The following is a 26,986-nucleotide window of genomic DNA, read 5'->3' on the forward strand; positions in this document are numbered from 1 at the left end:
TAACCTTTATTTTATGATTTATGTAAATAAATTCTAATCAAATTTTCGATGAAAAAACTTCTAAAGCATCTCCCTTCTGGACATCACCATTCCAAATACGGTATCATTTTGTGGGAATTACTTACAAGTTTAAATCATAAGCATATCACCCAGCTGCTATCAGGAAGGAGAACAGATATTCGTGAGAACTTCATCCACCCCCTCCCGATCCCGTATTACGGTAAAAGTGACCCTTACAGGACTTATCCTTCTTGCCGCAATCGGCCTGTGCCTTTGGACAGGGTTCGGTTTATTTTTAGCCAAAAGCGGGTACCTTTATCAAAAAGGAATCGTCCGGGCCTTAAATGCAACCTATCAATCTGAATTTGTTATCGTGTCTAAAGAAGGATTAAATGAGGACGGGTATCAGGTGTTTAAGGCATCGCCGGCGAATGACCGCAGCTTGGTATTTACGGTAAGCCGCACCAACGGCCATGTGGATGGCGGTCTTCCGCTTAGGAGACAGCTCAGCAACAATTATGAGGAAACCGCTCAAAAGAAGTATTATCCTCTTCTGGTTAAGAAATATTTTGGCATTGAGCTGCAGGATATTCCTATGTCTATTTATCGGGGAACCCGTTCGTCCCGGGAGATATCTGATGAAAATTACGTAGCGGTGAACCGGGCGAATCTGGACGAGATCGCCTCCAAAGCCAAAGCATTCTTCAGTGAAGCAGAAAGCCACCGTCTAAAACAACTTTTTCTCCGCTTTGAAGATGACTTGGGCGTTTCCTCCGAAGATGCAGGCATAGCTATTCAGCGGCTTGAATTGCCGGGCTTTGATTTTAAAGTAGGAGAGCACTGGAAAAAAGGATTCCGGCTTTTGAGTGAAGAGGAGCTTAAACAGAAAATCGTAAGTCAGGCTGGACGGGGGATTGCCGATCGGGTGGCCTATACTTTTGATACAGAATATCCGGACTTCAGCGGGAATTTCGCAATAAAGTTTACAGGGAATGATCTGAACAGCTTTGAAGCCTATGTGTCCGCCCACACAATAACAGCAGAGAAAAGGGAAGATGCTCTTGCTGAAATTTATGAGGCCTACACCAGGGTGATTATTTTTATCCCTAAGCTGCCTCTTAACATGACCGCTCTTCACCTGAAGTACGAAACCAACACAGAGACAGAGTCAGTAACCCTCAAGAAAGAAGAGATAAGTAAAGTCAGCAGCCTGGCTGCCCTGAAAGAGCTGTTCAAGCATTCCCAACAAACCGTAAACCCTCGCTAAACCGAGGCTAAATTATATGCAGACCCCAAAAAGACCGGGAAATTCCCGGCCTTTTTTTCGTTAATGAACAGACACGAACGTGTTGAATTTCAGATACTGGTAATGGAAGCGCATATGCGAGAATTCAAATGGCGTCCCGTTATCCAGGAAGAAGATCCCTTCCATGATTCCAACAGGCTCATTCTCCTTCAAGTGGAGCAATTCCTGATCACTAGGCAGCGAAGGCTCGGCAAAAATAGATAAAAAGGATTTGGTAACCGCCAGATTGCGCGACTCCTCCAGATAATGAAAGATCGATCCTTCGATAATCGCCATATCGAGATCCTGTACAATTTTAATCGGAATATATCCGGTCTCAATCATAAAGGGCTCCTCATCAAACAGGCGCAGGCGGACAATCTTATATACGAAATCATGAGGCTGCAAGAATAAATCACGCTGAAGCTCTTCCGTGGGCCGGATAACCTCGAAGTTCAGTACTTTGATCTCCGGCTTCTTGCCATGCATTTGAAAGTTGTCGGAGACCCCCAGATTAGAGCCCTCGTAATTAAAAATCGAATCGTTTTTTATGTACAGCGGATTAATAAAGGTTCCCGATCCGCGTTTCTTGAAAATAATGCCGTAGCTCTCCATCTTGGTCAGCGCACGCTTAATGGTACTGCGGCTAACCTGATACGTTTCACTGAGACTACGCTCATCCGGCAATCTCATATCAGCAAACCGTCCCGCAAAAATCTTCATTTTGAGGTCATCAATAATTTGCTTATAGACAAATTGTGTCATGTAGTACTCCTTCGTCGGGTCGAGCCTAAACTTCAATATTAAATATATCATATTAGGATGAATGATAGCGCTCAAATTTCAAACCTGAAACCCCGCCTGTCAAACCGCGTACATAGAACTGGAAATAAATATATTACCAGGGGGAAATACAAAATGAAGAGAAAATTTGTTATCGGACTTATTATTGCTTTTATGGCACTAACGGGCTGTAGCTCAAATAAAAACACGGCAGAGCCATCGGCGACTACAGCAGCTGCTCCGGCAGAAACACAGGCATCCTCAATTCCTACCGAGGCGCCAACACCTGCACCTAAAAAATTGTCTGATACAGAAGCTGTGGCGCTTGACTACGTTAACATTTTCTTAAACGGATCGGATAGTGAAGCAAAAAAAACCTTCATTACAGACAACGTCTATCCGGATGCCCAGCCGCTGTTTCAAATGATTCAATCCGTAGAAACACCTGATGACCAGAAACTTAAGAATCCCCAGGTTCTCGAGTCTACACATTATTCTGATGAAGGCGGTATGAAAGTTGAGGCCGTGTTAATCCAAGGCCAAAAAGCCTCTAACCTCAAAAGCGAATTGATCGTTCTTATCAGTGACCTGAAAATTATCTGGGCAACAGATTCATCAGACCAGGAAACATTCGGCGAAGCAAGAAAGGTCTTCAAAGAGCCAGTCCCGGAAGCTTCGTTATCAACCGTACCTGCTCCTAGCGAAATGTTAAGAGAGATCCGGAATTTCGTAATCTCCGACGTGTGGAACGAGGGATTTGTTGACATCCATTCGTATATTAATAGCGGGACCGGCAGTACAGGACAGAGTCTGGATATCAATTTCACCGTTGAGCAGCTGGCCAAGACCATGGATAAGAAAAAGGAATACGACAGCTATATCACCGGTCTTGATTCCAAGTATGATTCTCTTAAACAGGTCTGGACGAAGCTTTCCTCCGAAACTGATCGTCTATACAGCCTGGTTCAACAGAATCCGCCCAAAGCCAACGATACCACCGCGAATTTTGATACCGGAATCTTCAATCAGTATTTGGAGGCCTTTGAGAAGGAAGTAGACGCCGCAATCAAATAATTGCTAATTAAAAATGCAGTCCATCTCCTTGGGGGGAAAGGACTGCATTTATCTATAGATGCTTATTGATCAATGCTCCCCATAATCATATCCATGAGATTACCCGGTTCCAATATAACAAACACCTATAAAAATATTATATTGTTTGCTTTTTACACTAAAAATTAGGGTTTCTTAGTAGGCCGAAACTGTCTTATAATGAGATTGGGCGGGAAATTCCAACCGTTTGTGAACGCGTGTTTACACTCCTGCCTGTCATCCACTTTGTAGGAGGAATGGTTATGCAATACGGTCATTTTGACGAAAAGAACAAAGAGTATCTCATCACGAAGCCTAATACACCTGCCCCTTGGGCCAACTATCTTGGCTCGCCGGAATACGGCGCGATTATCTCAGGAAATGCCGGAGGCTACAGCTTCGTGAAGTCCGGGGCCAACGGACGGCATCTCCGCTACCACTTCAACTCTAAGGACGAGCCGGGACGCTACATTTATGTAAGAGACCTGGAGAACGGGGATTATTGGTCCGGCTCCTGGCAGCCAGTGGGTAAAGATCTGGAACAATACCAATCGGTATGCCATCATGGAACCGGATACACGAACATCGTCTCGGATTACGATAACATCCATACGGAATCGTTATACTATGTGCCGCTGAACAAAACCTACGAGGTATGGCGGATGAAGGTGCGTAATGACGGCACCAAACCCCGGAAGCTGGCTCTCTTCGGTTTTGCCGAACTGACCAACAATAACAACTACGAGCAGGATACCGTCAACCTGCAGTACACCCTGTTTATCTCACGCACCTACTATAAGAATAATATGATCCTTCAGGTCATCAACGAAAATATCCCCGAAGAGCAGAGCTGGAGATTCTTCGGCGCAGCCGGCGCGGAAGTTACCGGTTACGACGGCGACCGCGATACCTTCCTGGGCGATTACCGCAGCTACGGGAACCCGGCTTCCGTTGCGAACGGCGAATGTTCCAATTCACTCAACTACAATACCAATGCCTGCGGCGCCCTGCAGATCAATGTGGAGCTGCAGCCGGGAGAAGAGAAAGAAGTCGCCTTCCTGCTGGGACAGTATGATGAGCAAGGTGCGTCTGAGATTCTGAGTCACTACAAAGATTTGTCTGTGGTAGAGAAGGAGCTCGAAGAACTGAAGGCGTTCTGGCACAGCAAGCTTAACCGCTTCCAGGTTCAGACCCCGAGCGACAATCTGAACAATATGATCAACACCTGGAATGCTTACCAGTGCTTCATTACCTTCATCTGGTCGCGTGCTGCCTCCTTCCAGTACTCCGGTCTGCGTAACGGGCTCGGCTACCGGGATACCGTGCAGGATATTCAAGGCATTATCCATCTGGATCATGAGATGGCCCTTGAGCGCCTACGACTGATGATTTCAGCCCAGGTCTCCAATGGCGGCGGACTGCCACTCGTCAAATTTGATCATAATCCAGGCCATGAAGGCACACCGGACGACCCGGAATACGTGCGGGAAACCGGACATCCCCATTATCGTGCGGATGATGCCCTATGGCTGTTCCCGACGGTTATCAAATACTTAAATGAAAGCGGTAACTGGGGCTTTACGGATGAAGTAGTTCCTTATTCGGATAAAGGCGAGGATACCGTATATGGACATCTGCGCCAGGCCCTGCAGTTCAGCCTGGACCGCATGGGTGCACACGGGATGCCGGTTGGGCTGCATGCCGACTGGAACGACTGTCTGCGGCTTGGAGCTAAAGGGGAGTCTCTGTTCGTTGCCTTCCAGCTGTATATGGGCTTCAAAATATTCATGGAAATTGCCCGGAATAAAAACAAGCCGGAAGATGTAGAGTGGGCACAGGCGCTGCTCGAAGAGCTGGACGGCAATATTCAAAAGCATGCCTGGGAGAATGACCAGTTCGTCCGCGGGTTCACCGAAGACAACTATACCATCGGCTCCTGGGAGAACGATGAGGGCAAAATCTGGCTGAATCCGCAAAGCTGGGCGGTTCTCAGCGGCGCTGCCCGTCCGGAACAGGCCAAGCTCTCCATGGATAAAGTGTACGAGAATCTGCGGACCGATTACGGCTCTATGATTTTCTATCCGCCGTTCCGTAAATACGGTCTGCCTGTAGCGCTAATGGCCCTCTTCAATGCCTCCACCAAGGAGAACGGCGGGATCTTCAGCCAGCCGCAGGGTTGGCTGATTCTGGCCGAGACGATGATCGGCAACGGCGACCGCGCGTTCGAGTATTTCCTGAACTGCAGTCCGGCCAGCATGAACGATCAAGCCGAGGTCCGCAAGCTGGAGCCATACGTACATGGCCAGTTTGTTGAATCCAAGGACAGCCCGTACCAAGGCCGGGCACATGTCCACTGGCTCACCGGCACCGCCTCGACCGTTATGGTCTCTCTGGTAGAGGGCATTATGGGGGTTCAGCCGCAGAAGGATGGCCTCCGCCTGAATCCGTGCGTCCCTTCCGAATGGACAGAATTCTCTATGGTGCGGGAATTCCGCGGCAAGAAGCTGAACATCCGGGTTGAGAACAAGAACGGCGTGCAAAAAGGAGTATCGCATATCGTCATTAACGGCGAAGAAATTCAGGGCGACCTGATTCCGGTTACCCAATTGGCGGCAGAGAATGATGTGCTGGTTGTTATGGGATAACGTTTAGGGATAGACAAGGAGAGCGGACCGGTTACGGACGCTCTCTTACTTTTTGCGGTATAGCAGACATTTCCTCTGTGGCCCCCGCAGACTCCGGTCTACTTCAATATCTTATTCAACTCCGCAGCTTGTTTCTTACTGTTCAATCTGGCATAGAAGTAGAACGCAATTGTATGCAGGACAACGGATAACAGTAGCATTGCAGGCAGCCATGGTCTGATATGGTTGAACATATCTACAGAGAACAGCCACACCATCCCCATTCCGCCTGCTATACTGAGGGTCGAAGAAATAAGAATGTTCCACAGCGGCCGTAGCGTGAAATGATTCCACAGCACATTGTACATAACTCCGAAGATCCCCGCAGCAATAACAGCGATACCCGCAAGCCGCCAGAGATACAGCATATCCAGCGATTGCTCCCGGAAGAAGACCGTAAGCAGCAGCATGATCCATAACGAAGTTAAGGTGAACACCTGAAAAAACGACTGTTTTAATTGATTAGCCATGATAACTCCTCCTGAAATTATTCATATAGTAACGGCTGACATAATAATATGAACCATCTGTCAAATTCACTTTTATCCGGGCATTATCTGTGGCTGAGAATTCTTTAATGTAGCTGGTGTTAATGATGGTCTGATTATTGATTTTCATGAACCGGGGTGAATCCAGCACTTCCAATGCGAATTTCAACCGTGTATTCAGCAGAAACATTTCACCGGTAATGACACGTACACTGCACATCCGGCCTTCCGGCTCTATAACTGCAATAGTGTTGGTCACAATCGAAACATTCCGGTCATTCTTGGCGTTGATTACCACGATCCGTCTCTCCGCCGCCTGAATGGCTGCTTCGATATTTCCCCATTGCCCCTGTTCAGCCGGGTGGGTGACTATTTTCGCAATTCCTTGCCCCATACCTGATTCCGCTTCAAAAATAATATCCAAGCTGCACTGCCTCCTCTCAGATTTCATATTAGTATCAAAAAGGAGCAATGACCACCATTCTACGTTTTCTTGCATATATTCGTCGGTTTGTTTCAGGAGAGATATTCCCCCTGCTCCCCAGACACAAATAAGACCGCCGGGATCTTCCCGGCAGTCTGTCTCACCTCCCGCTACAACCGCGGGTCCATCTCCTTCTCCTTCGTTACCTCAAACAACAGGTTGGCCGCAATCTGCTTGTAGACCTCGTTCTCAGCCGAAATCTCATCCAGCCTCACTTCCAGCAGTTGTCTGCCCAGCTGGTGCTCGGCTAAGGACGTGCGCAGCTTGGGAACGATATTCTTCTGCTTCATCAGCTTGGCATATTTATGCGGGAACTTGTAGTCATACCCGTAGATGATCGACAGGTAGCCGGGATTACGGACCTTCAGGTAAGGGACTACCCCTTGCTGCTCCTGCTCAGGCTTAATCACAATACCCTCCATACCCTTTTCCACCGTTACTTTTGCAAAATACGCCTCTGCCTTGATGTAGGCATCCGGCTCATTCAAGTCGAGCACCAGAATTTCGTCGTCATTTAGGAAACGGTATTGTTCCGAAGTCAGGCCGTCAGGTATCCGTTCATCTCCACTTTCCAGCACTTCCTTCAGGATGGCAAAAGGTTTATACTCCAGCTCCGCGTCACCCGCATACAGCTCCAGCTGCTGCTGGTATACCCGGTAAGCTTCGTCCCGCTGGTCCAGGTCCACGTAGGAATCTCGTATGTCACGGATATGCTTATACGTCTGGTACACATGAGCTCCATAGCTGCTATTAAGCGCCTCTTTGGTCAGATGATGCTGATCCTGCTCAAATCCGCTCGCCTCATAATCCTGAATCAGCTTACCCAGCGACTCTTCGAACCCGTGTTGTCTTAAGAATTCCAGCTCTGTCTCCAGCGCCTTGCCGATCGGCTTGAACTGGCGTTCAATCAGCCCGTCGCCAAGCGCCTTCCACGGCAGCAGCTCCCCGTCCAGCAGAAGCACACGAATGCCTTGCTCAGCCATATACGGTCCGAATTTCTGCAGCAGACCTTCGTAGATTGGAGCCAAGTCAACCGCCTTGACCTTATAGCCGTTACGGCTGACCGCATAACACTGCTCTATATCCCGGTAGAGGTACACACTACAGCGTGATCCCATGTACTTGGGCTGCAGGACAACTTCAGAAGCGCGCCGGTCAGCGAAATAATCCAGACCCTTACGCAGCGACTCCAGCTCACCGGCAGCCACATCCTTGTCCGCAGGTGACATCGTCCCGGAGATAAAGTTCACCCGGTTCCTCGAGGAATATTGCAGTCTGCGCACAGCTTCGTAATCCAGCTCCTGCAGCGATACGGGCTGCTCTTCATGGAACAACGTCGGCAGCTCTTCCTGCAGAACAATCTGATGGGATTTATGGCTTTTGTAGAAAGGCTTGAACGACATGCGGACAGACGTCAGCCCATTTCCCTGTACGGCTCCAGTGTCGAGGTGGAGCTTGTTCTTGATCCGGAACGTCTGCTTGGCGGCAATGTGACCAAAGAGATGGAACGGGTGATTACTCACCGCCTCCTGCTTCAGGAAGTCAAGCTGCTGCTCATACGCAGCCTCACGGTCCAGCCGGAAGTTACGCTGATGGCGCAGCGAATTCGTATCCAGCTTCCCGATGTACTTATTGCGGCAAGGCGCGTGCGTAACATAGAAGGAAGGACCCTGCATACCGATATAGCGGTAAAAGGGCTTGGAATCCTCCACCAGTACCGAGAATTTACGGAAGAGCTCAGCGTCCTCTTTTAAAGCCCGGGTCGAATCGAAATACGTTCTTAGCAGCTCCGGATCGGTCCCTTGAATCTCACCCCGCAGGTATTTATAGACGAAATTCTCATGGTTGCCCATCACCAACAGGAAATGCTCACGATTCCCGTACAGGAACTCTATCGTCTCCCGGGTCTGCTTGCCCTTATCTATCCAGTCCCCTACAAGAATAATCTTTGTGTTACCCAGCTTATCTGTAGCGCTTAACTTACCTTCTTCTAGCTTATATCCATAGCTGCGCAGCAGCCCCTGAAGCTCTTGAACACACTCATGGACATCGCCGGCCACAATATACTCTTGATCCTGCGGAAGTACCGAGGCTGCGTAAGTCTCCCAATCCTCAATATTCACCCGGTAATCCGGGTTTGGCAGCCCTTGACCTTCAGCCTCCCCTTCCAGGAGGAAATCTTTGGCGCGCACCTTATGGATCTTGTTGTAGCCTTCGCGGGACAATACGGGCAGCACTTCTTTTCTCAGCCGGTTCAGATGACCTGAGATCAGCTTCTTCGACCGCTCCGAGGCATAATAATCCTCCCGCTTGCGGTAATCGAACAGAATAACCTCGAGATTGTAATTGTTCTCCTGGGCAATGGCGCGGACTTTACTGCGGTAATCTTCAGCCAGTCCTATCGTATCCATAATCACAAACTCCGCATTAATCGGCCAGGAGGTCACCAGCTTCAGCCGCTCAAACAGCAATTGAAACGTATGCGAGCTCGCCTCCAGCATCACCTGATCATATTTGTCGTAATCGTAACCTAAGATGTCCTGCCGGATGCTATCCGAGGACAGGTACTGCACATTCGTGCGCAGCCCTTTGGAGTTATCCGCAAGCTTCAGCTGCGGGATCAGGACTTGCTTGGCAAATGTCGTTTTTCCGCATTCCGTTGCCCCCACCAGCATGAATACCGTGTGTACCCTGGTTTGAATGTCCACTGTCTATTCCTCCTTTCTGCGCACAATCGCGCTTTGCGTCGTCCGGATCTCATCTACCCGGTCACCGACCATCCCGTACTCCGCCTCAACGGCCAGGCCTTGAATTGTATCTGTAAACCAATCACGGAACGCATCAATACCCATTTCCCACTTATGATCCTCATGACGGAATCCCTCCAGCTCATAATAGCGGTTGAAGTCGGCATTCGGCGTGGTCACAATCAGCTGTTCGAAATCCACACTTCCGATAATTTGCCGGATCAGCGCAGCCGCTTCATCCTCGCTCATATGCTCTACCACTTCGGTCAGAATCACATCGACCTGCTCCCCGTTATACGACTCCAGAAAATGATCCAGCGAGCCGAAGGTAGCGATGTTATCGATTTGCTTGGCCTTTGCCTTCCGGTTCACAACCTCCAGCAGCTCTGCATTGATATCCACGGCGTAGTAGGTACTCTCGATCTTCCCGGCAAACGGAATGGCATAGAAGCCCTCCCCGCAACCGATATCCAGAACCGGCTTATTGAATGGAAGCACACCTGAGATAAACGTCCGCCGCTGCATCGCCGTACCGCCATACTCCAGCCCGATGGAAGCCTGCTCCGTTTGCTCAATAGAGGCTTTGTAGCGCTTGAACAGCTCCCGGGTAGTAAGGAAGCTCCGTGCAAACAGACTGCGGATATAAAAAGGGGCATCAATCACATTCAGGCTGCGGATATATTTATCCAGAATGCGGTCCGAAATATCGATATACTCATCCCCAAATATGGATAAGAACAGGGACAGCACCTGAGTCACATGCAGGAGGTGATACAGGCTTTTATGCGTGGTAATGGTCAGTGAGTAGCTCTTATGCGCCTGATGCTGCAGGGAGAAGGTATAATCCTTCAGATGCTTGTTGAAAAATTCAATATAGTGCAGCCGCTCCACCTGAACCATATGGATATAAAAGGTATGCTCGTAGCCTTCAATGTCCCGCTCGTCCTGCGCCTTAACAGGCGTGGAGAAGAACTCATTAACCGCATTCAGCGGAAACAGCGGGGTGTTATACCGGGAGACATTGAGATACTCAAAGCTGTCACTGTCGTTCTGCTTATAGGAGAGTTCATTATCTGCATCCTTGAAAAAAACGTTATAGGTCATATCATCCGAATACCAGCCATAGGCTATTCCTTTGCGGACCGGGCGAAGCTGCATGCCGCTCTGCGGATTCTTTTTGATCAAAAAGGTGAACTTCGGATTTGTAGATTTCAGTTGTACAATAGCCACTACGATCTTCCTCCTGTCAGTCGTTCTGTCTCAGTCACTTTCCCCATACTTCCTGCAGCGCCTCCCGGAATAGGGCATCCAGCTGCTGGTCCCGGTTATCCTCTTTGATACTCAAGGCCGCCGCTGCCACCTTCTCCAGCACTTGAAGCTGCTCTTCCAAATAATCGTTAATGGCGCTTAACCGCGGCTCAACATCCAGTTCTTCACCGGATTTCTTCCGTGCCAGCAATTGCTGCACTACCTGCCACAGCTCTCCATCCTGCGGAATCAGCCGGTCTACCAGCACATCGAACTCCATCGGCGGCATCTCTTCATAACGGTTAATCCATTCACAGGCCAGAACCGGGCGCAGCACATAAAAGTATTTCTTGATCTTGACCTGCCCGCCCTGCAAGTAATCGCGGTAATTGCCTTTAGCCATATTCAAGTAATGGTACATACAGGATTTCGGTGAAAAGGTATACGGCGATATCCCTCTAAGCTGTCCGGCTACACTGAATTTCTCTGCATACTGAATCGGCGATTGCAGCCACTCCAGCAGCGGCGGATTGGACTTACGGAATAAATTAAGCGCCTTACGTAAATCCCAGCCGTTGATATCCAGCATATTGTTAATCGGACGCTCTATGACATCCCGTTTATCGTAGATAGATAAATACCATTCCGGCTTATGCAGGTATATGAACCGCACATCATAATCACTATCCTGCGAGGGGAAACCCCACGCCCGGCTGCCTGATTCACAGGCATACAATATGGCAACCTGCTCCTCCTGTTCAATCTGTTCCAGCTGGCCGCGGATAAGTTTGTTTATAGGGGTCATTGTTATCACTCCAGTTCAACTCGGCTTCATGAACCTATCTTCCCTCATTTTCCCATTCACGAACAGGGCGGAAGTATGGCGGCAGGCAAAAAACCTTCCATTTTATTCAACTCTGGTGCTTAATATAAGTAGGTACTATCACTTCTAATGGATGCGCTACAGGCTGGAGGAATACAAATGGCCAAGGAAAGTTTCGATAAAGAAATTCAGTTTCTTCGCATGCTGTCTTTAGCCGGGGGAGCCTACAGCAGACAACAATTCGCCGACCGGCTCGGCATTTCCGTACATACCTACGACAAAACGCTGCGCAACCTGAAGGAAATGGTTACTGTCCTGCAGCAGGATCTGCCTGCTGAACAGGGAACCGAGCTCTCCGAGTGGCTCCGTTACAACTACTATGAATCTGCCGATCCGCTGCTGCTCTTCCTGTTCCGGGCGAAGTCGCTTAAGGAAACGGAGAGCATCCGGCTTACTTTACTCTTAACGGCACTCCAGACTCAGGAGCGGACTGCCAAGGATCTGCAGGATCTGTGCAGTGAGCAAATGCCCGCCGATTCGCCGCTGCCTGATGAGAAAACCATCCGGGGCGATCTGAAATATCTGGAGGAAGTCGGCGTCATTCTCCGTGTCAATGAGCGGCGTCCTTACCGGTACAAGGCTGCCAACGACCTGATTGACCAGCTAACAGATGACCAGCTTTTGGACCTCTATGACTACGTGGATGTCATCGCCAATACACAGATTCCGTCTGTACAGGGCTACCTGCTGCGCGACACCCTGAAGAAGGTTCTGCGGAAGCGGGGATTTAACCCCGAAGCTACAGAGACCCATAGATATAAATACAATTACCATTCACGTATTCTTGATGAGGCTCATCTCTACACGATATTCGGTGCTATTCAGCAGCGCCGGAGAATCCAGTTTCTCTATCTGTCCCCGAAAAAAGGAATGAACTACACCTCCCAGAACACGAACCCTCTCTTTGAGCGGGAGTCTGCGGGTATTACAGATAGTATCCTTCCGCTACGCGTCGTCTACGACCATCAGTATGGGCGGTGGTATTTAATCGGACATCATGCCCGGATGGGGATCAAGAAATTCCGGATGGAAGGCCTTACGCAGATTGAAGAGGGCGAACCCGTGGAAGAAGACGAATATACGGAGAAGCTTAAAGCTCTGGAAGCGCAGATGAAGAACAGCTGGGTTACAGATACCAACCGTGCGGTTAAGGTAGCTGTCAGATTCTATAACCCCAGCGGGTCCGGCGCTAATTTCATCCGGGAGCGGGTTGAGGCGCAGGGGCAATGGGGCGTGATTACAGAGGAGTCCGATTCAACGTTCCTGTACGAGATCGGAGTGAACGAAATTTATGAAATCAAGCCCTGGTTACGGAGCTTCGGTTCGAGCTGTGAGATCTTAGAACCCCGCTGGCTTCGTAAGCAATTTATTGCAGAATGGAAGGAGCTCCGGAGCTACTATGAATCCATTTGAGAAAATATTCAATTTCCAGATCATCTCACGCCTTGATGAAGCGGGGTCGCTTGCGCTGACCTCCCAGGAACGTTCCTGGCTGAAAACGATGTTAATACACCCTGCTTCAGAGGCGGCTTTTACACCGGAAACCTTAAATAAATTAAACTCTCTACTGGAGGCTGAAGCATCCATAGAAGTGCGGGAGATTATTATGGAGAAGGCCCGCAGTAAAGAGCGCCAGGTCTATCATCCGCTGCTCCGCACACTCCGCCGCATGATTATGCAGAATAAAGGCATCCTGATTACTTATCAGATTAAGCATGGCGGCGAACGAGCGGATCAGGCCGGTTTCCCTCACAAGCTGGAGTACAATATGTATAAGCGGGAGTGGTATCTGCAATGGTACAGCACCCGGCAGCGTTCGCTCATGTCCACCAAACTGCGCAACATGGTGTCGGTCGAAGTATTCCCCATCCCTGCCAAACGGATTGACGACCTGAAGGCACGGATAGCGCGCTTATTAGACGGTCTGAAAGAATCTGCCTGCATTCAAGTGATGCCTGTCTTTAATGCGGAGCTGTCACGTATCCTGTCTGCCTTCTCCTGTTTCGATAAGTCCGTGTCTTTTGATGAAGCCTCCGGCATCTACCGGATCCATGTCAACTACATGAGAGACGACAGCGAGTTCCTGTTATCCCGAATCCGGTTCCTTGGGTTACGTGTGAAAATTACCCAGGGCGAGCAGCTTAAGCGTCGTATGCTGAAAACGGCTGATATGGCGATTGAGCGGTATGGGGAGGATGTGAAGTGAATGTTGACTAGTCACGCATTGCTAAGCATCTACAAGGACTTCGATCATCATCGCCGTCCCGGCCTAAAACCCGGACACAAATGCAGCTGTCATCTCCAGCCCCTGTATTTGCGAATACAGTTCTAAGACTCCAGCTCCTCAAACTCGCCTGCGGACAGCTTCTGCTTCCAAGTCTCTAGAGACTCGGTAATTTGCCTGTTGAGCGGTCGGTAATTGGAATCCTTAGAGATAATATCCTCGTTAGGGAATTGACTGCCATGATATAGTGATTCGAGTATGTTTGGCATAAGAGCCTCCTTTATCGGCTACATAATTATATTCGATAAAATCAGCGTAGCATATTTGCAGAGTGTACGTGGTACGCTTTGGCGTAATATCACAAAAATAAACAAGGATCAATCTTCGTGATTCTTAGGATAAATTTAAAAAGACACCTCTAAGGGTGTCTTTTATTTATGATTTTAAAACTATCTACTCCACCTTCATATAATACAAATTCGCAGTACTATCCTTCGTAATCGTATGCGCACCCGCTGCAACAGAGACCGTAGCAATACCATTCGTGATAGTATAGCTTGTTCCATCTACTTTTACTTTGGTTCCTTCGGAGTTGAACACTAATGTTAAAGTCGAGGCTTTGGCTGCTGTGAATCCAATGCTGGTTGCGCTCTCGATTTTCAGACATTGGGTTAAGGTCAGACCGCCATATACTACAGTTCCTTTACTCGTGGAGAGATTCCCGGAAATAGAGAAGAAGCTGCTCGTTGTTCCGGATGTGGTGAAGTTATGAACAATTGCCCCAGTAGTGGGCGTTGCAGTCGGCACCGGAGTTGCCGTTGGCGCAGGTGTTACTGTTGGCAACGGAGTTGCCGTTGGTGCTGGTGTTGCTGTTGGTGCTGGTGTTGCCGTTGGTGCTGGTGTTGCTGTTGGTGCAGGTGTTGCTGTTGGAGTTGGAGTCGGTCCTACCGGACTGGAATTACCTCCTACTGATACAAGACCCGTAATATAATTTCTGATTGCGGACATCAGTGCGGCATTCAGCGCATACGATGCGTCATCCACAGCGTCATTGAAAGCCCATGTGAAGTCTCCACCGCCCTGGCGTCCGGCTTCTGCCGTAACGACCTGTTCCACAGTGCTTACGCTATCAACATCTGAGGCACTAACTCCCGTATCAACGCTCGTATCGAAGTTGTTATACGCTGTCCCACCCACTAGAGCTTTGTATGAGCTTGGGACGGTCTCATTTCTCGAAGAAGCTAAGTAGGCATCAAACGAGGTAGCATTCGCCGGAGCCGTTCCGGTACTGGAGTTGGCATAGATCAGACTTGCCGCACCAGTAATACTGTTGTTGTAGGCTTTAATTACACCCCCGTTTTCGCCGGAGAATGTTCCTTCTTCCCCTATAGCATCCGTACCTTGCAAGGAACTAAGCATTGGATCTTTAGTATTTCTGAACACATTCGATTCTACAAAAGCCGAGGCTCCGGTTGTAACGCCGACACCATATTTGGAGACTCCATCATAGAAGTTATTATAGACATGAACAGAAGCCACTCTAATCCGCGGATGACGGGAATCCGAATGATCGAACCAGTTATGGTGGAAGGTAACAAAGAACTCAGCAGATTCACTAAGTCCAACCAAAGCGGCTTTTCCGGAATCAAAATAGTGGTTGTACGAGATGGTGATATACGTTGAGCCCTTCTTGAGGTCCGTAGAACCGTCCCCCTTAGCCTGGTCCGCGTCACCTCCTGCTGATCCGTAGAAAATATCGTTATTATGCACCCATACATTCGCATTGCCTGTATCCATGGAGATACCGTCGTCAGGGAATAACATCACGCCCAGATTTCTGACTTCGACATTCCCGGTATATCTAAGCAGCATTCCCCAGCCGTAGGCATATGCATCTTTCCCGATACCCTCGATGGTAATATTCATTTCCGTATAATTGTTTTTACCTTTGACTTCAAGATAACCGCTGCTGTTGAGCTGTCCGCTTAGGTCAGCCGCTGTAACTTTTCCGATAATCCGGATGGCCAGCGGTGTTGTATCATAGCCTTTTTGTCTCAGTGTCAGAATTCCGCCAAGACCAACCCCGGTCTGTACGGTACCCGAGCTGCTGGTCTTCACACCGAGCGTTACGGTTTGCGCATTCTGGGAGGTGATATACAGCACCTGTGCCCCGCTTTTGAGCGTCCCATTATCATTATAAGCACCTGAGCCTGTACCAAATTGCGAATTGGCTGAAAAAGCAAATCCGGACCGGTCATACGGCGCTACCGCCAGCGTTCCTGAGACGGCATTTGCCGTCACTGCGCCTGACGATACGGCCTCAACCTTCATCACATAACTTCCGGCTGCAAGCCCTACCGCATCAGCTCTCCAATAGGAAGAATACTTGCGGATCAACTCGTTATTAATCTGCTGATACTGGGAGTCCGCTGCGCCCGCTGCTTTAACATATACATTATATCCCGATGCATTGCTTACTGGTGACCACTCCACATAAGCAGCTTCATTTCCGCCTCCACTGCCCGTTATCGTAAGACCCGCAGCGTGTGCTACCGTAGTTCCCCATCCGCCGGCGATCAGAGATAGTGCAAGAGAAAATAACAAAACTATACTGGTTACCTTTGCAACTGTCCTTTTCATTTCATTGCCTCCTAATTTTAATTTGTTGCAGATCCTTCTGTAACCGCTTGCAATAATCTGTGATGCTCCTCTTGCACCTCCTCTTGTACCGGCTAATCCGAACCGTTGAAGCAGGATGAGATGAACCCTCTCGGACAACCCGAGCATATCAAATGTGAAAAGGGTGCTTAAACAATCATTTGCTCATATTGGCAGTAATTCTGCGGTATTATGAGTTAATGATTATTTCGCAGTGAGATGATACCCGGCATAAGCTTTGTTGAGCTTACAAGGGGCCGTTAGAGCCAGATTCGCATAAACAAAAAAGACACCCCTTAAGGTGTCTTTTTCTGAAATTTATTGAAATTTTGTATTGACGCGAATGGGGATGCTTTGTTGCTTGACTGGAGGTTTTTCGGGTTCTTGATTTAAATTTTGCCCTATTTCCGAAGCGTTTTTTTTGAATGTCTCTGTCACGGTCTGAATCACTTCACCCACATTGTGCGCAGATTCAAAGATCGGATCTATCGTTTTGATTTTACCTTTCACATCCCTGGTAACCTGATTAGCCGTATGAATGAGTTGGGTAGCCTCTCCTGTTAAGCCATGAATCGCATTTCTTACGTCAACCAGCGTCTTATTGGTCTCTGAGAGTGTAGTCATTCCTTTGCGCAGCGTAAGAATCAAGAAACCAACCAGACAGATAAAAGCAACTGCAGCCAAAGCAATACTAAGTTGGATAACCATGCAACACCTCCTGTAGTTCCACTGTATGTCCAACTTGTTGGGTTCATTCCTTCAATTGCCCTCAAGCAGGTTTTCCCGGCCGAATTTGTTCTACTTCCTATTCCTGATCCTTCACTGCAAGCGTTCTGAGCAGAACCGTGACCGTTTCCGCCCTCGTCGCGGCATCTTTCGGGAAGAAGCAGTTATTACCCTTACCCTGCATAATCCCCAGCTTCTTCATCTCGGCTGCCGCTCCAACCGCCCAGACCGGGATGTCGCGGTCATCCGCGAATCCAGCGGAATGAGCTTTGGGTACAAGGTCTAATGCTCTCGCCAGCATTACGGCCATTTCCGATCTGGTCATAGGCGCATTGGGACGGAAGTTAATATTGTTATCTCCCTGGATAAGCCCCAAGCCTACAGCCCGTGCAACAGCTGCCTTGGCCCATGGCCCGATCCGGTCAGTGTCCTTGAAGGACAGGATTGCTTCTTCGTTCTGAAGCTTCAGCGAATTCGCCAGCATCACCGCGAATTCAGCGCGCGTTACCGTGCGACCGGGCCGGAACGAGCCGTCCGGATAACCTGTGATCATTCCCCTCTTCTCTGCTTCCAGGATATTGGCTTCGGCCCAATGACCGCCAACATCCGCGAAGGCATGACCGGGTACCGGAACGTCCGGCGTGTCCGAACCGCCGTTTGGATCATCGCTTGGATTAACGTTCGGATTATTGGGAGTTACCGGCGGACTCACGGGAGCTCCTCCTCCCGAATTACCTCCGCTTCCGCCATTTGAACGCTCGTTTACGGAAACGTTTATTTTCCCCGTAACGGACGGATTTGCGGTCAAGACGGCTGTAATTGTCACTTCTCCGGCTACGGAAGGCGCTGTAAAGACCATGCTGAACCGGCCGTTCGCATCCGTGATTGTCTTTGAGCTTTGGAAGCTGCCCGACGAAGCCGCGACTTCGGCCTTCACGCCGGAGACCGGAAGATTGTCACTGTCGTAGACGATTCCCGCAACGGATACATCGTCTCCCACCGTCACGGCAGACGGCGTCGCCTGGAGTTCGATTAGAACGGGTACTTGTGCAGCCTTAATTACGGAGACGGTAATCTTATCCGCCACGGCCGGACTCGCCGTCAAGACGGCTGTAATCGTCACTTCTCCGGCTGCGGAAGGCGCCGTAAAGACCGTGCTGAACCGGCCGTTCGCATCTGTTACTGCTTTGGCACTCTCAATGCTCCCTGACGAAGCCGCAATTTCGACCTCTACGCCCGGGACCGGAAGATCGCCGCCGTCGTAGACGAGTCCCGTAACAGACACCTTGCCTCCAACCATCACGGAAGACGGTGCCTCCTGGAGTTCGATCCGGGCGGGCACTTGTACGACCCCTTCTACGTAAACGGTAGTCGTCCCGCTCACAGACGGATTCGCGGTCAAGGCTGCTGTAATCGTCACTTCTCCGGCAGCAGACGACGCTGTAAAGACTGTGCTGAACCGGCCGTTCGCATCCGTTACCACACTGGCGTCATTGACACTGCCCGATGCAGACGCGATCTCGACCTCTACGCCGGATACCGGAAGATCGTCACTGTCGTAGACGGCTCCCGTAACGGACACGATGCCTCCGGATGTCACGGAAGACGGCGCTGCCTGAAGTTCGATTCGGGCGGGCACTTGTACGTCCTGGTTCACGGATACGGTAACCGTATCCGTCACGGTCGGACTTGCAGGCAGGACAACCGCGATCGTCACTTCTCCGGCTGCGGAAGGCGCGGTATAAACCGTGTTGAACCGGCCGTTAACGTCCGTTACTGCTTTAGCCGTTTCGATGCTGCCCGATGCAGACGCGATTTCGACCTCCACGCCGGGGACCAGAAGATCGGCGCCATCGTAGACGACACCTGTAACGGACACTTTGCCTCCAGCCGCCACGGAAGATGGCGTCGCTTCTAGTTCAACCCGGGCCGGAACCTTTTGTACGTTCTCTGGACCATACACTTTAAATTCCCAGAGCGAGTAGCCGTACGTGGTCGCTCTTTTCGTACCATACATCCGGACGTATCTTGCATTCACCGGTTCGAAGGAGATCTCATCGATTTCTCCGTCTCCGGTGGTGGTACTGTATACTGTCGTCCAGTCCGCCGTGTTGTCGGAAACCTGGATTTGATACTCCTTCCCGTACGCACTTTCCCAATGCAGCATAACCTTCGCAATGGGCTGGCTGGAGCCAAGATCGGCGTAAATCCACTGCGGATCAGCATAGTTAGATCCCCAGCGGGTCGTCAATGACCCGTCAACCGCATTACCGGGAGACACGTCGGCGGCTCTGGCCGAGCTTGCCGTTACCTTCATGCCTTCGGCGAGATTGGGTGCCACCGCCTCAAACACATTAAATTCTGCAAGCGAATAGCCGTCCCCGGTGCCCTGCTGAACGCCCAGCATCCGGACGAACCTGGCATTGACCTTACCAAAGGAAAGCTCGTCGATTCCGCCATCCCCCATAGAAGTTGTATAAACGTCCTTCCAGGTGACAGCATCCTCCGACACTTGAATTTTATAGCTTTTTCCATACGCCTTTTCCCAATTTAGCCTAACTTTATGGATCATATATTGATCTTGCAGATCGACATAAATCCACTCGTTGTCCGAAGCACTTGAACTCCAATAGGAACTTCTGTATAGATCGGTTGCATTCGAGGCAAATTGCTTGCCTTGGCTGGAGGAAGCGGTCGCCCCTTTACTGTAAGCGAGATCGAACCCTCTGTCGTCGAGAGAGGTTCCCTCGTTTAGGGTCATACTCCGGCCGGTAAACGTATCCTTGCCGAGTCTATAGGTTGTTGTGGTTTTTTCTCCGTTACGGTTCAGCGTTACGTTCACTGTAATCCCCGGGGTTTCGGGATTAGCAACCGAGATGCGGACAGGTGTCACGGATTCGTCAATGATCACCATGGACGGTTGGTCAGCTGTGACCGTCAAGCCGTCTCTTAGCGTCACCGTCCCGGGTTGATAGAACAGCAATTCCGCAATACCAAGGGAATTGTGCCGGACTGCCTGAACCGACGGTGTATTCGCAAGAATACTGACCGGGCTCGGGCTCACGCTTGCGTAGCTGCTGACCTCTTCAGGGGTTTTATTCGGCAATACGATATATTCATAGGAAGCGTTAGTCGGTTTCACGCCATGATCGAGCCATATTGAAAAAACCGGCTTGGTGATCGGCTCCGCCGAGCTTCCCGTGATGACATCGCCCCATTTTCCCGTCTTCGTCTCCCGCTTCACTTGAAAGCCGGTAGGATTCGGGAAAACATAGCCGATTTTATCGTTATATGCCCAGCGCCCGTTAGCCTGCACCGTTCCGTCCGCTATTACTTTTCCGTCTACGAGCACATCCCCTGCCGCCAGACTTTGGTTCAATGTTGTATGGACCGGTGCAGCGTTAGTTGAAGCGATACCTGTGCCCAGCGCCACCATTTCATCATCGAAAAAGAAGTAGCCTTTTTTGCCGCTTGTACTCAGCTTGTTGAAATCAAACGCCGTGGCTCCATAACGCTCGTTGGTCACGCCGCCTACAAATGTTTTGGGATTGTTGAAATTCGTATCCTTCGTGAGTACATACGGTGCCGTCGTACCTGGAACATGAGCCCAGTCCATCAGCGGATAAACCGTCCTGTATTCATCCCCGGTTCTCTGAATGGCAGTGGCTCCTTGCGGCGTCCAGTAGAGCAGGTTATATCCGCTAGGATTAATGGTTCTCCACTCGCCGCCTTTGACCGTGCTGGAAGACATCTTGACCGTAATTCCATAATCATCCCGCATATGCGAGGAGACTAGCGTCTGCCATTGCGTCATATTGCTAGCATCCAGTCCGTTGCTCGTGCTCGTACCAATACTGCGGATGTTCTCAAGAAAACCCGCAAACTCGGCTGCGCGCTTCGGATTGGCCGCCTGCATCCACTGCAGCGGATCTTCATAGAAGGTCAAAGCCGCGCTAGCATAATCCGGCCACTCCGGTCCATTCATCCCCATACCCAGATCGGCAACATCGCCTCTCACGAGGTACCTGGTGCCATCCAGCAGGTAGGACGATAACGAATCAATCGCCGCCTTGCTGTACGAGAATGAGGTGCCCGAGGTTACATATGCCCAGAATGACATATCTCTGGCAAAGCTTCTTCCATAGCCCGTCGTATAATTCGTTTTGCCATGCATGAAGAATGACATGTCTGACTGGATTCCCGTCACAGTCGCCGTCACATTGGACAGCACATTAAACGCTTCCACAGCGTTCCGGACGATCTGGGCATCCTCCAGCAATAAGCCGCGGATCATATAATTCTGATTGTACCAGGATGAGTTGGCTCCATCGACAGTGTGCGGGCTGCTGTCCAGCGTGCCGATTATATTGGAAGCTTGCGCTTCTGTTAAATAGCCTTCACATAAAAGCGCGATTTTCCCCAGCCTTAATTGCTTGCCGATTCCGGTCTCCCACCAGTTGGTGGAAGTGGGCTTCACCGTAAACCAATAGTCCAGCCCCTTTTGAATGCCTCCTAACAGGGTTTCATTATGATAGTATGGACCCTTCGGGTCAGCAAACGCCTGAGCCATCGACTGCAGCCGGTCTAATGCGAGATAAGGCGACCAGGCCCTCCCATTGGCACTGGAGGCTGTACTCGCATAATCTACATCTCCCCAGCTTCCATTGGAATTTTGATTGGTTAAGTACGTGCCGGCCTGAGATTTGTAGGTCCATTCGACCCGGCCGTTCGTTCCGTCGTTGATGATATCTTTGGAGACATAAAATGCCGCCGTCCGGTTTTTCATCAATTTTATTTCAGCGATCTCTGGAGAAACGTTGGCCGCCCCGGGCGTGCTCGCCGATACGGGCGAATATAACCCTATGGAGGATATCAACAAACAAACAATACCAAGACATGTCCACCTCTTTACAAACCTTTGCCTTTTGTCAGTCATGTACATGCGCTCCTTTGTCTATCTAAATTCAATCGTTTATGACAGCGCTTTCCTATATATGGATTGAAGAAGGCAGCTTGCACTGCCTTCAGCCTTCTACACTAGCGTATTATATATATCCTCCAGCGGTATGTCCGCTACTGCCATCACTTCGTCTGCGGCACCGTAATACATGCGGACCGTCTGATCCAGAAGCAAGGCTCCGCATGAGAACACGACCTTGCCGAAGAATCCATTCACCTCATAGACAGCTTCCGGCTCCAAAATCGGTACACGGGATCTGGCGATGACCTTGGCCGGGTTCTCCAGATCAAGCAGCACCGCGCCCATACAATAGCGGTGCTTGCTGTCCGCTCCGTGGTACAGCGCCAGCCAGCCGCGTTCGGTTCGAATCGGAACCGCCCCGCCGCCCATACGAGCCGAATCCCAGCCTTGTTCGCTTAGCCCCATCAGGAAGCGGTGATTCCCCCAATGGTCGAGATCGGGCGATTCGGCGATCCACATCTCGGGAGAGCCGAATGACTTGGGCACCGGACGGTGCAAAGCGTAATATTTGCCGTTAATTTTATCCGGGAAGATCATGACATCCTTATTCTCGGGAGCCAGCATAAGTCCGCGGCGTTTGAATGTCCGGAAATCCCGGGTCTCTGCCAGGCCGGCGCCAACGCCGCGGGCAGAAGCAGAGCTGTAAGTAATATAATAGATATCCCCGATTTGGGTCACACGCGGATCTTCAATTCCCCACGCTTCCAGGGCATTTTCCGGAAATAAGGCCGGATGCGGCTCCACATCGAAATGAATGCCATCCTTGCTTCGCGCCACCCGCAGATGAGATAAGGAGGTGAGCATGACCGTTCGTCCATCCTTCGCAACGAAGCGCGAGTCGGAGAAATCATAGCCCGGATCGGTCTTGTCGTAACGTTCTACAAGGACATCAGTACCCGCTTCATTCAGCCGGGGGACAAGCACTTCATCCGCCCGGTCCGATATCGGCGCCTCCGCAATGCGCAGTAAAAGGATCGTTTCATCCCCTAACTGCGCCACCCCTGCATTAAACGCACCCAGCACCCGAAAATCGGGGCGGGAAGGGACAACGTCCCGGACTCGTATAACAGGATTGTGCGCGCTGCGTTGTATGTTCATGTGAAGTACCTCTTTCAGTATTTTTAGGCCGTTATTTACCGGATGTGACAGCGTCGATTTGCGCCTGAATTTCCTCGATTACTTTTTGTCCGCCGAGGCTCGCCATTTTTTTCTCCATCATCTCCTTGCCTTCAGCAGCAGGCACCAGGCCCTGGCTAAACGGCAGGAAGGTCGAATCGTGAAGTGGAGTGATTTTGGCATATTCCGTCTTCACCTTTTCAGCGTTAAAGTTGAAGCCCGCCGTTGGACTAAGTGTGAAATTGGCCGGGTTGGTAGAGAAGTCGAACCACTTCTTGTCATCCTTCATCATCGTGTCCGGCGTGCGGTTCAGCGTTGGCCGCCAGGTTAGCACGAACCCCGGGAATGAATAGCTGGACAGCACCTTATAGCTCGAATCCCCGACCGGTTCCCAGTCCTTCCCTTGAATGCCGTATTCCATCAGATCGTGGTTTTCCTTAATGGACAACCAATTGGCTACATCCATTGCCAAATCAGCGTGCTTGGAAGCAGCTGGAATACACAGGAAATTCCATTGCTGGAAAGCGGTATACGGCTTGGCTTTATCCCCGTTCGGAATGAAAATCTCAAGCTTGTCGCTGCCGTCTTGCAGCATTTCCGAATATTTCAATCCCTCCACACCATCCGCCGCATAATAAGTGGCCGCATATTTCCCCTGCTTGAACAGTGTCTCTGCATTCTGCTCCTGTGCGATATTTTTGGAAATGATGCCGTCCTTGTAGTATTGGGTGACGCGTTCATAACCATCAGCAATCACCGGGCTGGTCCATTGGCCGATTACTTTCTTGTCCTTGATGGAATAGGCGAACATGTTGACACCGATTTCAAGCACTTCATCCAGCGCCTGATTAGCGGATTCGCTCAGGATAAACGGAAGTTTATCCGCTTTGATGCCGTTAATGACGAAGGGTTTGACATCCTTCTCTTGTTCCTTGACCATATACAAGAATTTCTCCAAATCACCCAAGGTTTTCAACTCGGGAAGTCCATACTTCTCGCGCAAATCTTTGCGGATCAGAAGGCCATATAGCTGGCCCTGGGTGGTACCGAGCGGAATCCCCATAATTTTTCCGCCGAATTTGTTATACTCCCACATTTCCTCGGGAATGGATGCTTTGAGCTCCGGACGTTCGGCCACCGCGGCATCCAGTTCCATTAAAGAATTGCCCTCGATCATCTGATTCATGGATATCCATGGGGCATCCAAGTACATATCGAAATCTTCTCCGGCAGACATCTTCACGGATACCGCATTCCCGTAATCGGTCCACGGCAAGAAATTGATGTTCAAGGCCGCTCCGATGTTATCCGCTTTCAATTTATCATTGACCGCCTGTAGCACATCGTCAAAGCCCACCGGTTTATCCCCCGGAAAATAAGCTTTCAATGTCACCGTTTCCTTAGATGCGGGTGCAGCACTTTCCGTATTCTTTGGAGAACTCCCTTCATTGCCCCCAGTCTTCGTATTGCCTCCGCAGCCTGCCAGGATCAGTGAAGATACCAGTACCGTTGCCGTTGTCATACCAAACACTCTTTTTAACCTCATTCTGTTACCCTCCCATATCTATGAACAAAATTCTGAAATTAACTGGGTTAGTCCGGTTAATCCCGGACATCCCCGTTTATCCTTTTACGGCTCCTACCGTTAGACCTTTGACGAAATACTTCTGAAGCATGGGATACAGCAGGACAATCGGGCCGATCGTCAGCACAGTTGTCGCCATCCGCACACCATAGGTCGGTGGAGTCACTGCAATGGCTGCTCCGGAGGGAATGAGATTTTTGGCGGCTTCCATATTGGATACCATCCGGCGAAGAATTAACTGCAGCGGGTATAACTTCTCATTATCCACGAACATCAATCCCATAAACCAGTCATTCCAGTAACTCAGAGCATAGAAGAGACCGACGGAAGCCAGAATCGGCTTGGAGATCGGGATCATAATTTGATAGAAAATTCTCATTTCATTCGCTCCGTCTATTCTTGCGGCTTCCTCCAGTTCCTCAGGAATGGTGCGGAAGAAGCTCACGAGTAAAAAGACGAGGAACGGCTGGCATAACATAGTTAAAACGAGCACCCAGATGGTATTCTGCAAATGCAGCCACTGACTGACCACAATATAAAATGGAATGATCCCTCCGGAAAACAGCATAGGCAGGTAGCAAAAGAACAGAAAAGGTGTTTGCAGAACATTCCGTTTGTTAGCCAGCGAATAGCCAAGCATTGCGGAAATGCACAACGCGCTTAATGCACCTACGACGGTGATAAAAATCGTGACCGCATAGCCGTTGAACAGCACATCCGATTGCAAAACCGCCTTATACGCGTTCAGCGATAGTTTTTGCGGAATCAAAGTATAGCCGTGCGCAATCAGTTCCTGTTCATCCGTAATAGAGCCGATAATCATCAGCAGAAAAGGAAACACACAAAATATGGTGAACAACAAAATGAACGTATGGGCAAATATCGTAAACGTTCGATCCGCAGCGCTCTGTTTCTGTCTCATAGTTATTCTCCTAGAATAAAGCAGATTCTTTAGACACCCTCCGGGTTACCCAGTTGGCAGCAATGACGAATATCAGACCCATCACCGATTGGAACAGGCCGACTGCCGAAGACATGCCGAAGTCATGCAGCTGTCTCATGGAGCGGAAGACGAAGGTATCAATGACATCGGTAGTCGGATAGAGCGATGAATTGTCTCCAATGATGGCATAGATCATAGCAAAATCGCCATTGAAAATCTTGCCTACGGCCAATAAGGTCATGATCATGATGGTAGGAACGAGCAGCGGCAGCGTAATACGCATTACAATCTGCAGCTTGGATGCCCCGTCAATCCGGGCAGCCTCGTACAAATCCTCCGATATGCCGGTAATCGCGGCCAGAAAAATAATCGAAAGATAACCCGCACCTTGCCACACGCGGATAACGGTCAGAATATACGGCCAAAGCTTCGACTCAAACATCCAGTTGACCGGCTCCATACCGATATTTTGCAGCCAGTTATTGATCATCGGCTCTTCCCCGCCGAATAAAGATTGGACAATCATTCCTATCACAATCCAAGACATAAAATAAGGAAGAAAAATGAGAGACTGCGATATTCGTTTGAAATACTTATTGCGGATTTCGTTGAACATAAGCGCAATTAAAACGGCTGCGGCTGTAGTAAAGAAAATGAACAGTATGTTCAACACCAGCGTATTGCGCAGAATGGTCCAGAAATCACCTGAAGTAAAAAAGTAATCGAAATTTTTAAAACCGACCCAATCACTTCCTGTGATTCCCTTGGCGAAGTTATAGTCTTTGAAGGCAATCATAATCCCGTATATGGGAAAATAACTGAATACTAGAAAAAACAACAACCCCGGCACGGCCATAACATAAAGAAATGGATTTCGGACAATATGCTTCAGTTTAGACTTTTTACTGGCATTAATTGTGTAATGCATCTTTTTATATCCCCCCTTTCATCAAGACCGGCAATTGCATTAGCACGCCGTTATCTATGCCGTCACCTTATCAAGCCCTCACTGCTACGGCAATTCCGAAAAGCTCTAATCCTTCCTGCAAGCGCAGATTT

Annotated in this window: 19 protein-coding genes; 5 read left to right on the plus strand and 14 right to left on the minus strand. The window is 49.8% G+C overall.

Translation table 11 applies throughout. The features are described 5' to 3' along the window. Positions 1-181 precede the first annotated feature (181 nt). The gene (locus tag NSU14_RS31240) at positions 182-1,267 is read left to right on the plus strand and encodes a hypothetical protein (protein WP_340781316.1); all 1,086 of its coding nucleotides are present in this window, start codon (positions 182-184) and stop codon (positions 1,265-1,267) included. A 60-nt stretch (positions 1,268-1,327) separates the two neighbouring features. On the opposite strand, the gene NSU14_RS31245 is transcribed toward NSU14_RS31240, so the two are convergent. After that, on the minus strand, positions 1,328-2,050 hold the full coding sequence (locus tag NSU14_RS31245; protein WP_042132808.1) for a GntR family transcriptional regulator: 723 nt from the start codon (positions 2,048-2,050) through the stop codon (positions 1,328-1,330). Between the two features lie 153 nt (positions 2,051-2,203). Between NSU14_RS31245 and NSU14_RS31250 the strand changes: the two genes are divergently transcribed. Together NSU14_RS31250 and NSU14_RS31255 are read left to right on the plus strand one after the other, a co-directional pair. Continuing rightward, on the plus strand, positions 2,204-3,142 hold the full coding sequence (locus tag NSU14_RS31250; RefSeq protein WP_076243442.1) for a hypothetical protein: 939 nt from the start codon (positions 2,204-2,206) through the stop codon (positions 3,140-3,142). A 281-nt stretch (positions 3,143-3,423) separates the two neighbouring features. Beyond that, positions 3,424-5,805, plus strand: a complete 2,382-nt coding sequence (locus NSU14_RS31255; protein ID WP_076243441.1) for a GH36-type glycosyl hydrolase domain-containing protein — start codon at positions 3,424-3,426, stop codon at positions 5,803-5,805. Positions 5,806-5,903: 98 nt separating this feature from the next. Here NSU14_RS31255 and NSU14_RS31260 read toward each other — a convergent pair whose 3' ends face one another. From NSU14_RS31260 to NSU14_RS31280, 5 genes are all read right to left on the minus strand, one after another. After that, positions 5,904-6,314: a hypothetical protein gene (locus NSU14_RS31260; RefSeq protein ID WP_076243440.1), complete on the minus strand. Its 411-nt coding sequence runs from the start codon at positions 6,312-6,314 to the stop codon at positions 5,904-5,906. After that, on the minus strand, positions 6,307-6,756 hold the full coding sequence (locus NSU14_RS31265; RefSeq protein WP_076243439.1) for a LytTR family DNA-binding domain-containing protein: 450 nt from the start codon (positions 6,754-6,756) through the stop codon (positions 6,307-6,309). Before NSU14_RS31265 ends, NSU14_RS31260 begins: the two co-directional genes overlap by 8 nt. A 170-nt stretch (positions 6,757-6,926) precedes the next feature. Next, positions 6,927-9,524 carry a metallophosphoesterase gene (locus NSU14_RS31270; RefSeq protein ID WP_340948420.1) on the minus strand — a complete coding sequence of 866 codons (2,598 nt, stop codon included), beginning with the start codon at positions 9,522-9,524 and terminating at the stop codon, positions 6,927-6,929. Between the two features lie 3 nt (positions 9,525-9,527). Continuing rightward, a complete protein-coding gene (locus NSU14_RS31275; protein ID WP_076243437.1) occupies positions 9,528-10,793 on the minus strand; it encodes a class I SAM-dependent methyltransferase in 1,266 nt (421 codons plus the stop codon). Between the two features lie 34 nt (positions 10,794-10,827). Further along, entirely contained in the window at positions 10,828-11,616 is a 789-nt protein-coding gene (locus tag NSU14_RS31280; RefSeq protein WP_039296876.1) for a nucleotidyltransferase domain-containing protein, read from the minus strand. A 177-nt stretch (positions 11,617-11,793) separates the two neighbouring features. Between NSU14_RS31280 and NSU14_RS31285 the strand changes: the two genes are divergently transcribed. Then, positions 11,794-13,107, plus strand: coding sequence for a helix-turn-helix transcriptional regulator (locus tag NSU14_RS31285; RefSeq protein WP_340948423.1), 1,314 nt, complete (start codon positions 11,794-11,796; stop codon positions 13,105-13,107). Further along, positions 13,094-13,900, plus strand: a complete 807-nt coding sequence (locus NSU14_RS31290) for a WYL domain-containing protein (protein ID WP_076243436.1) — start codon at positions 13,094-13,096, stop codon at positions 13,898-13,900. Before NSU14_RS31285 ends, NSU14_RS31290 begins: the two co-directional genes overlap by 14 nt. A gap of 122 nt (positions 13,901-14,022) precedes the next feature. Here the strand turns inward: NSU14_RS31290 and NSU14_RS31295 are convergent, their stop codons facing one another. The 8 genes from NSU14_RS31295 to NSU14_RS31330 form a co-directional block, all read right to left on the minus strand. Further along, complete coding sequence (locus tag NSU14_RS31295) at positions 14,023-14,187, minus strand: DUF6809 family protein (protein ID WP_340948424.1); 165 nt, start codon at positions 14,185-14,187, stop codon at positions 14,023-14,025. A 184-nt stretch (positions 14,188-14,371) separates the two neighbouring features. After that, a complete protein-coding gene (locus tag NSU14_RS31300; protein ID WP_340948425.1) occupies positions 14,372-16,558 on the minus strand; it encodes a pectate lyase family protein in 2,187 nt (728 codons plus the stop codon). A 336-nt stretch (positions 16,559-16,894) separates the two neighbouring features. Beyond that, positions 16,895-17,284, minus strand: a complete 390-nt coding sequence (locus NSU14_RS31305; protein WP_052421618.1) for a DUF948 domain-containing protein — start codon at positions 17,282-17,284, stop codon at positions 16,895-16,897. A 97-nt stretch (positions 17,285-17,381) separates the two neighbouring features. Then, entirely contained in the window at positions 17,382-22,088 is a 4,707-nt protein-coding gene (locus NSU14_RS31310; protein ID WP_340949023.1) for a polysaccharide lyase family 8 super-sandwich domain-containing protein, read from the minus strand. Between the two features lie 246 nt (positions 22,089-22,334). Next, positions 22,335-23,381: a glycoside hydrolase family 130 protein gene (locus NSU14_RS31315; RefSeq protein ID WP_336102099.1), complete on the minus strand. Its 1,047-nt coding sequence runs from the start codon at positions 23,379-23,381 to the stop codon at positions 22,335-22,337. A gap of 31 nt (positions 23,382-23,412) precedes the next feature. Then, entirely contained in the window at positions 23,413-24,945 is a 1,533-nt protein-coding gene (locus NSU14_RS31320; RefSeq protein WP_340948427.1) for a DUF3502 domain-containing protein, read from the minus strand. A 76-nt stretch (positions 24,946-25,021) separates the two neighbouring features. Continuing rightward, positions 25,022-25,906: a carbohydrate ABC transporter permease gene (locus tag NSU14_RS31325; protein WP_340948428.1), complete on the minus strand. Its 885-nt coding sequence runs from the start codon at positions 25,904-25,906 to the stop codon at positions 25,022-25,024. Between the two features lie 10 nt (positions 25,907-25,916). Further along, positions 25,917-26,855 carry an ABC transporter permease gene (locus tag NSU14_RS31330; RefSeq protein WP_340948429.1) on the minus strand — a complete coding sequence of 313 codons (939 nt, stop codon included), beginning with the start codon at positions 26,853-26,855 and terminating at the stop codon, positions 25,917-25,919. Positions 26,856-26,986 lie beyond the last annotated feature (131 nt).

The sequence above is a fragment of the Paenibacillus sp. FSL R10-2771 genome (assembly GCF_038000205.1).
GTDB lineage: Bacteria > Bacillota > Bacilli > Paenibacillales > Paenibacillaceae > Paenibacillus_AQ > Paenibacillus_AQ phytohabitans.

What these genes read in the sequence shown, in the direction of transcription:
- NSU14_RS31245 (WP_042132808.1), bottom strand. Translation starts at nt 2,050, where the DNA reads ATGACACAATTTGTCTATAAGCAAATTATTGATGACCTCAAAATGAAG.
- NSU14_RS31250 (WP_076243442.1), top strand. Translation starts at nt 2,204, where the DNA reads ATGAAGAGAAAATTTGTTATCGGACTTATTATTGCTTTTATGGCACTA.
- NSU14_RS31255 (WP_076243441.1), top strand. Translation starts at nt 3,424, where the DNA reads ATGCAATACGGTCATTTTGACGAAAAGAACAAAGAGTATCTCATCACG.
- NSU14_RS31260 (WP_076243440.1), bottom strand. Translation starts at nt 6,314, where the DNA reads ATGGCTAATCAATTAAAACAGTCGTTTTTTCAGGTGTTCACCTTAACT.
- NSU14_RS31280 (WP_039296876.1), bottom strand. Translation starts at nt 11,616, where the DNA reads ATGACCCCTATAAACAAACTTATCCGCGGCCAGCTGGAACAGATTGAA.
- NSU14_RS31285 (WP_340948423.1), top strand. Translation starts at nt 11,794, where the DNA reads ATGGCCAAGGAAAGTTTCGATAAAGAAATTCAGTTTCTTCGCATGCTG.
- NSU14_RS31290 (WP_076243436.1), top strand. Translation starts at nt 13,094, where the DNA reads ATGAATCCATTTGAGAAAATATTCAATTTCCAGATCATCTCACGCCTT.
- NSU14_RS31295 (WP_340948424.1), bottom strand. Translation starts at nt 14,187, where the DNA reads ATGCCAAACATACTCGAATCACTATATCATGGCAGTCAATTCCCTAAC.
- NSU14_RS31300 (WP_340948425.1), bottom strand. Translation starts at nt 16,558, where the DNA reads ATGAAAAGGACAGTTGCAAAGGTAACCAGTATAGTTTTGTTATTTTCT.
- NSU14_RS31305 (WP_052421618.1), bottom strand. Translation starts at nt 17,284, where the DNA reads ATGGTTATCCAACTTAGTATTGCTTTGGCTGCAGTTGCTTTTATCTGT.
- NSU14_RS31310 (WP_340949023.1), bottom strand. Translation starts at nt 22,088, where the DNA reads ATGAAAAACCGGACGGCGGCATTTTATGTCTCCAAAGATATCATCAAC.
- NSU14_RS31315 (WP_336102099.1), bottom strand. Translation starts at nt 23,381, where the DNA reads ATGAACATACAACGCAGCGCGCACAATCCTGTTATACGAGTCCGGGAC.
- NSU14_RS31320 (WP_340948427.1), bottom strand. Translation starts at nt 24,945, where the DNA reads ATGAGGTTAAAAAGAGTGTTTGGTATGACAACGGCAACGGTACTGGTA.
- NSU14_RS31325 (WP_340948428.1), bottom strand. Translation starts at nt 25,906, where the DNA reads ATGAGACAGAAACAGAGCGCTGCGGATCGAACGTTTACGATATTTGCC.
- NSU14_RS31330 (WP_340948429.1), bottom strand. Translation starts at nt 26,855, where the DNA reads ATGCATTACACAATTAATGCCAGTAAAAAGTCTAAACTGAAGCATATT.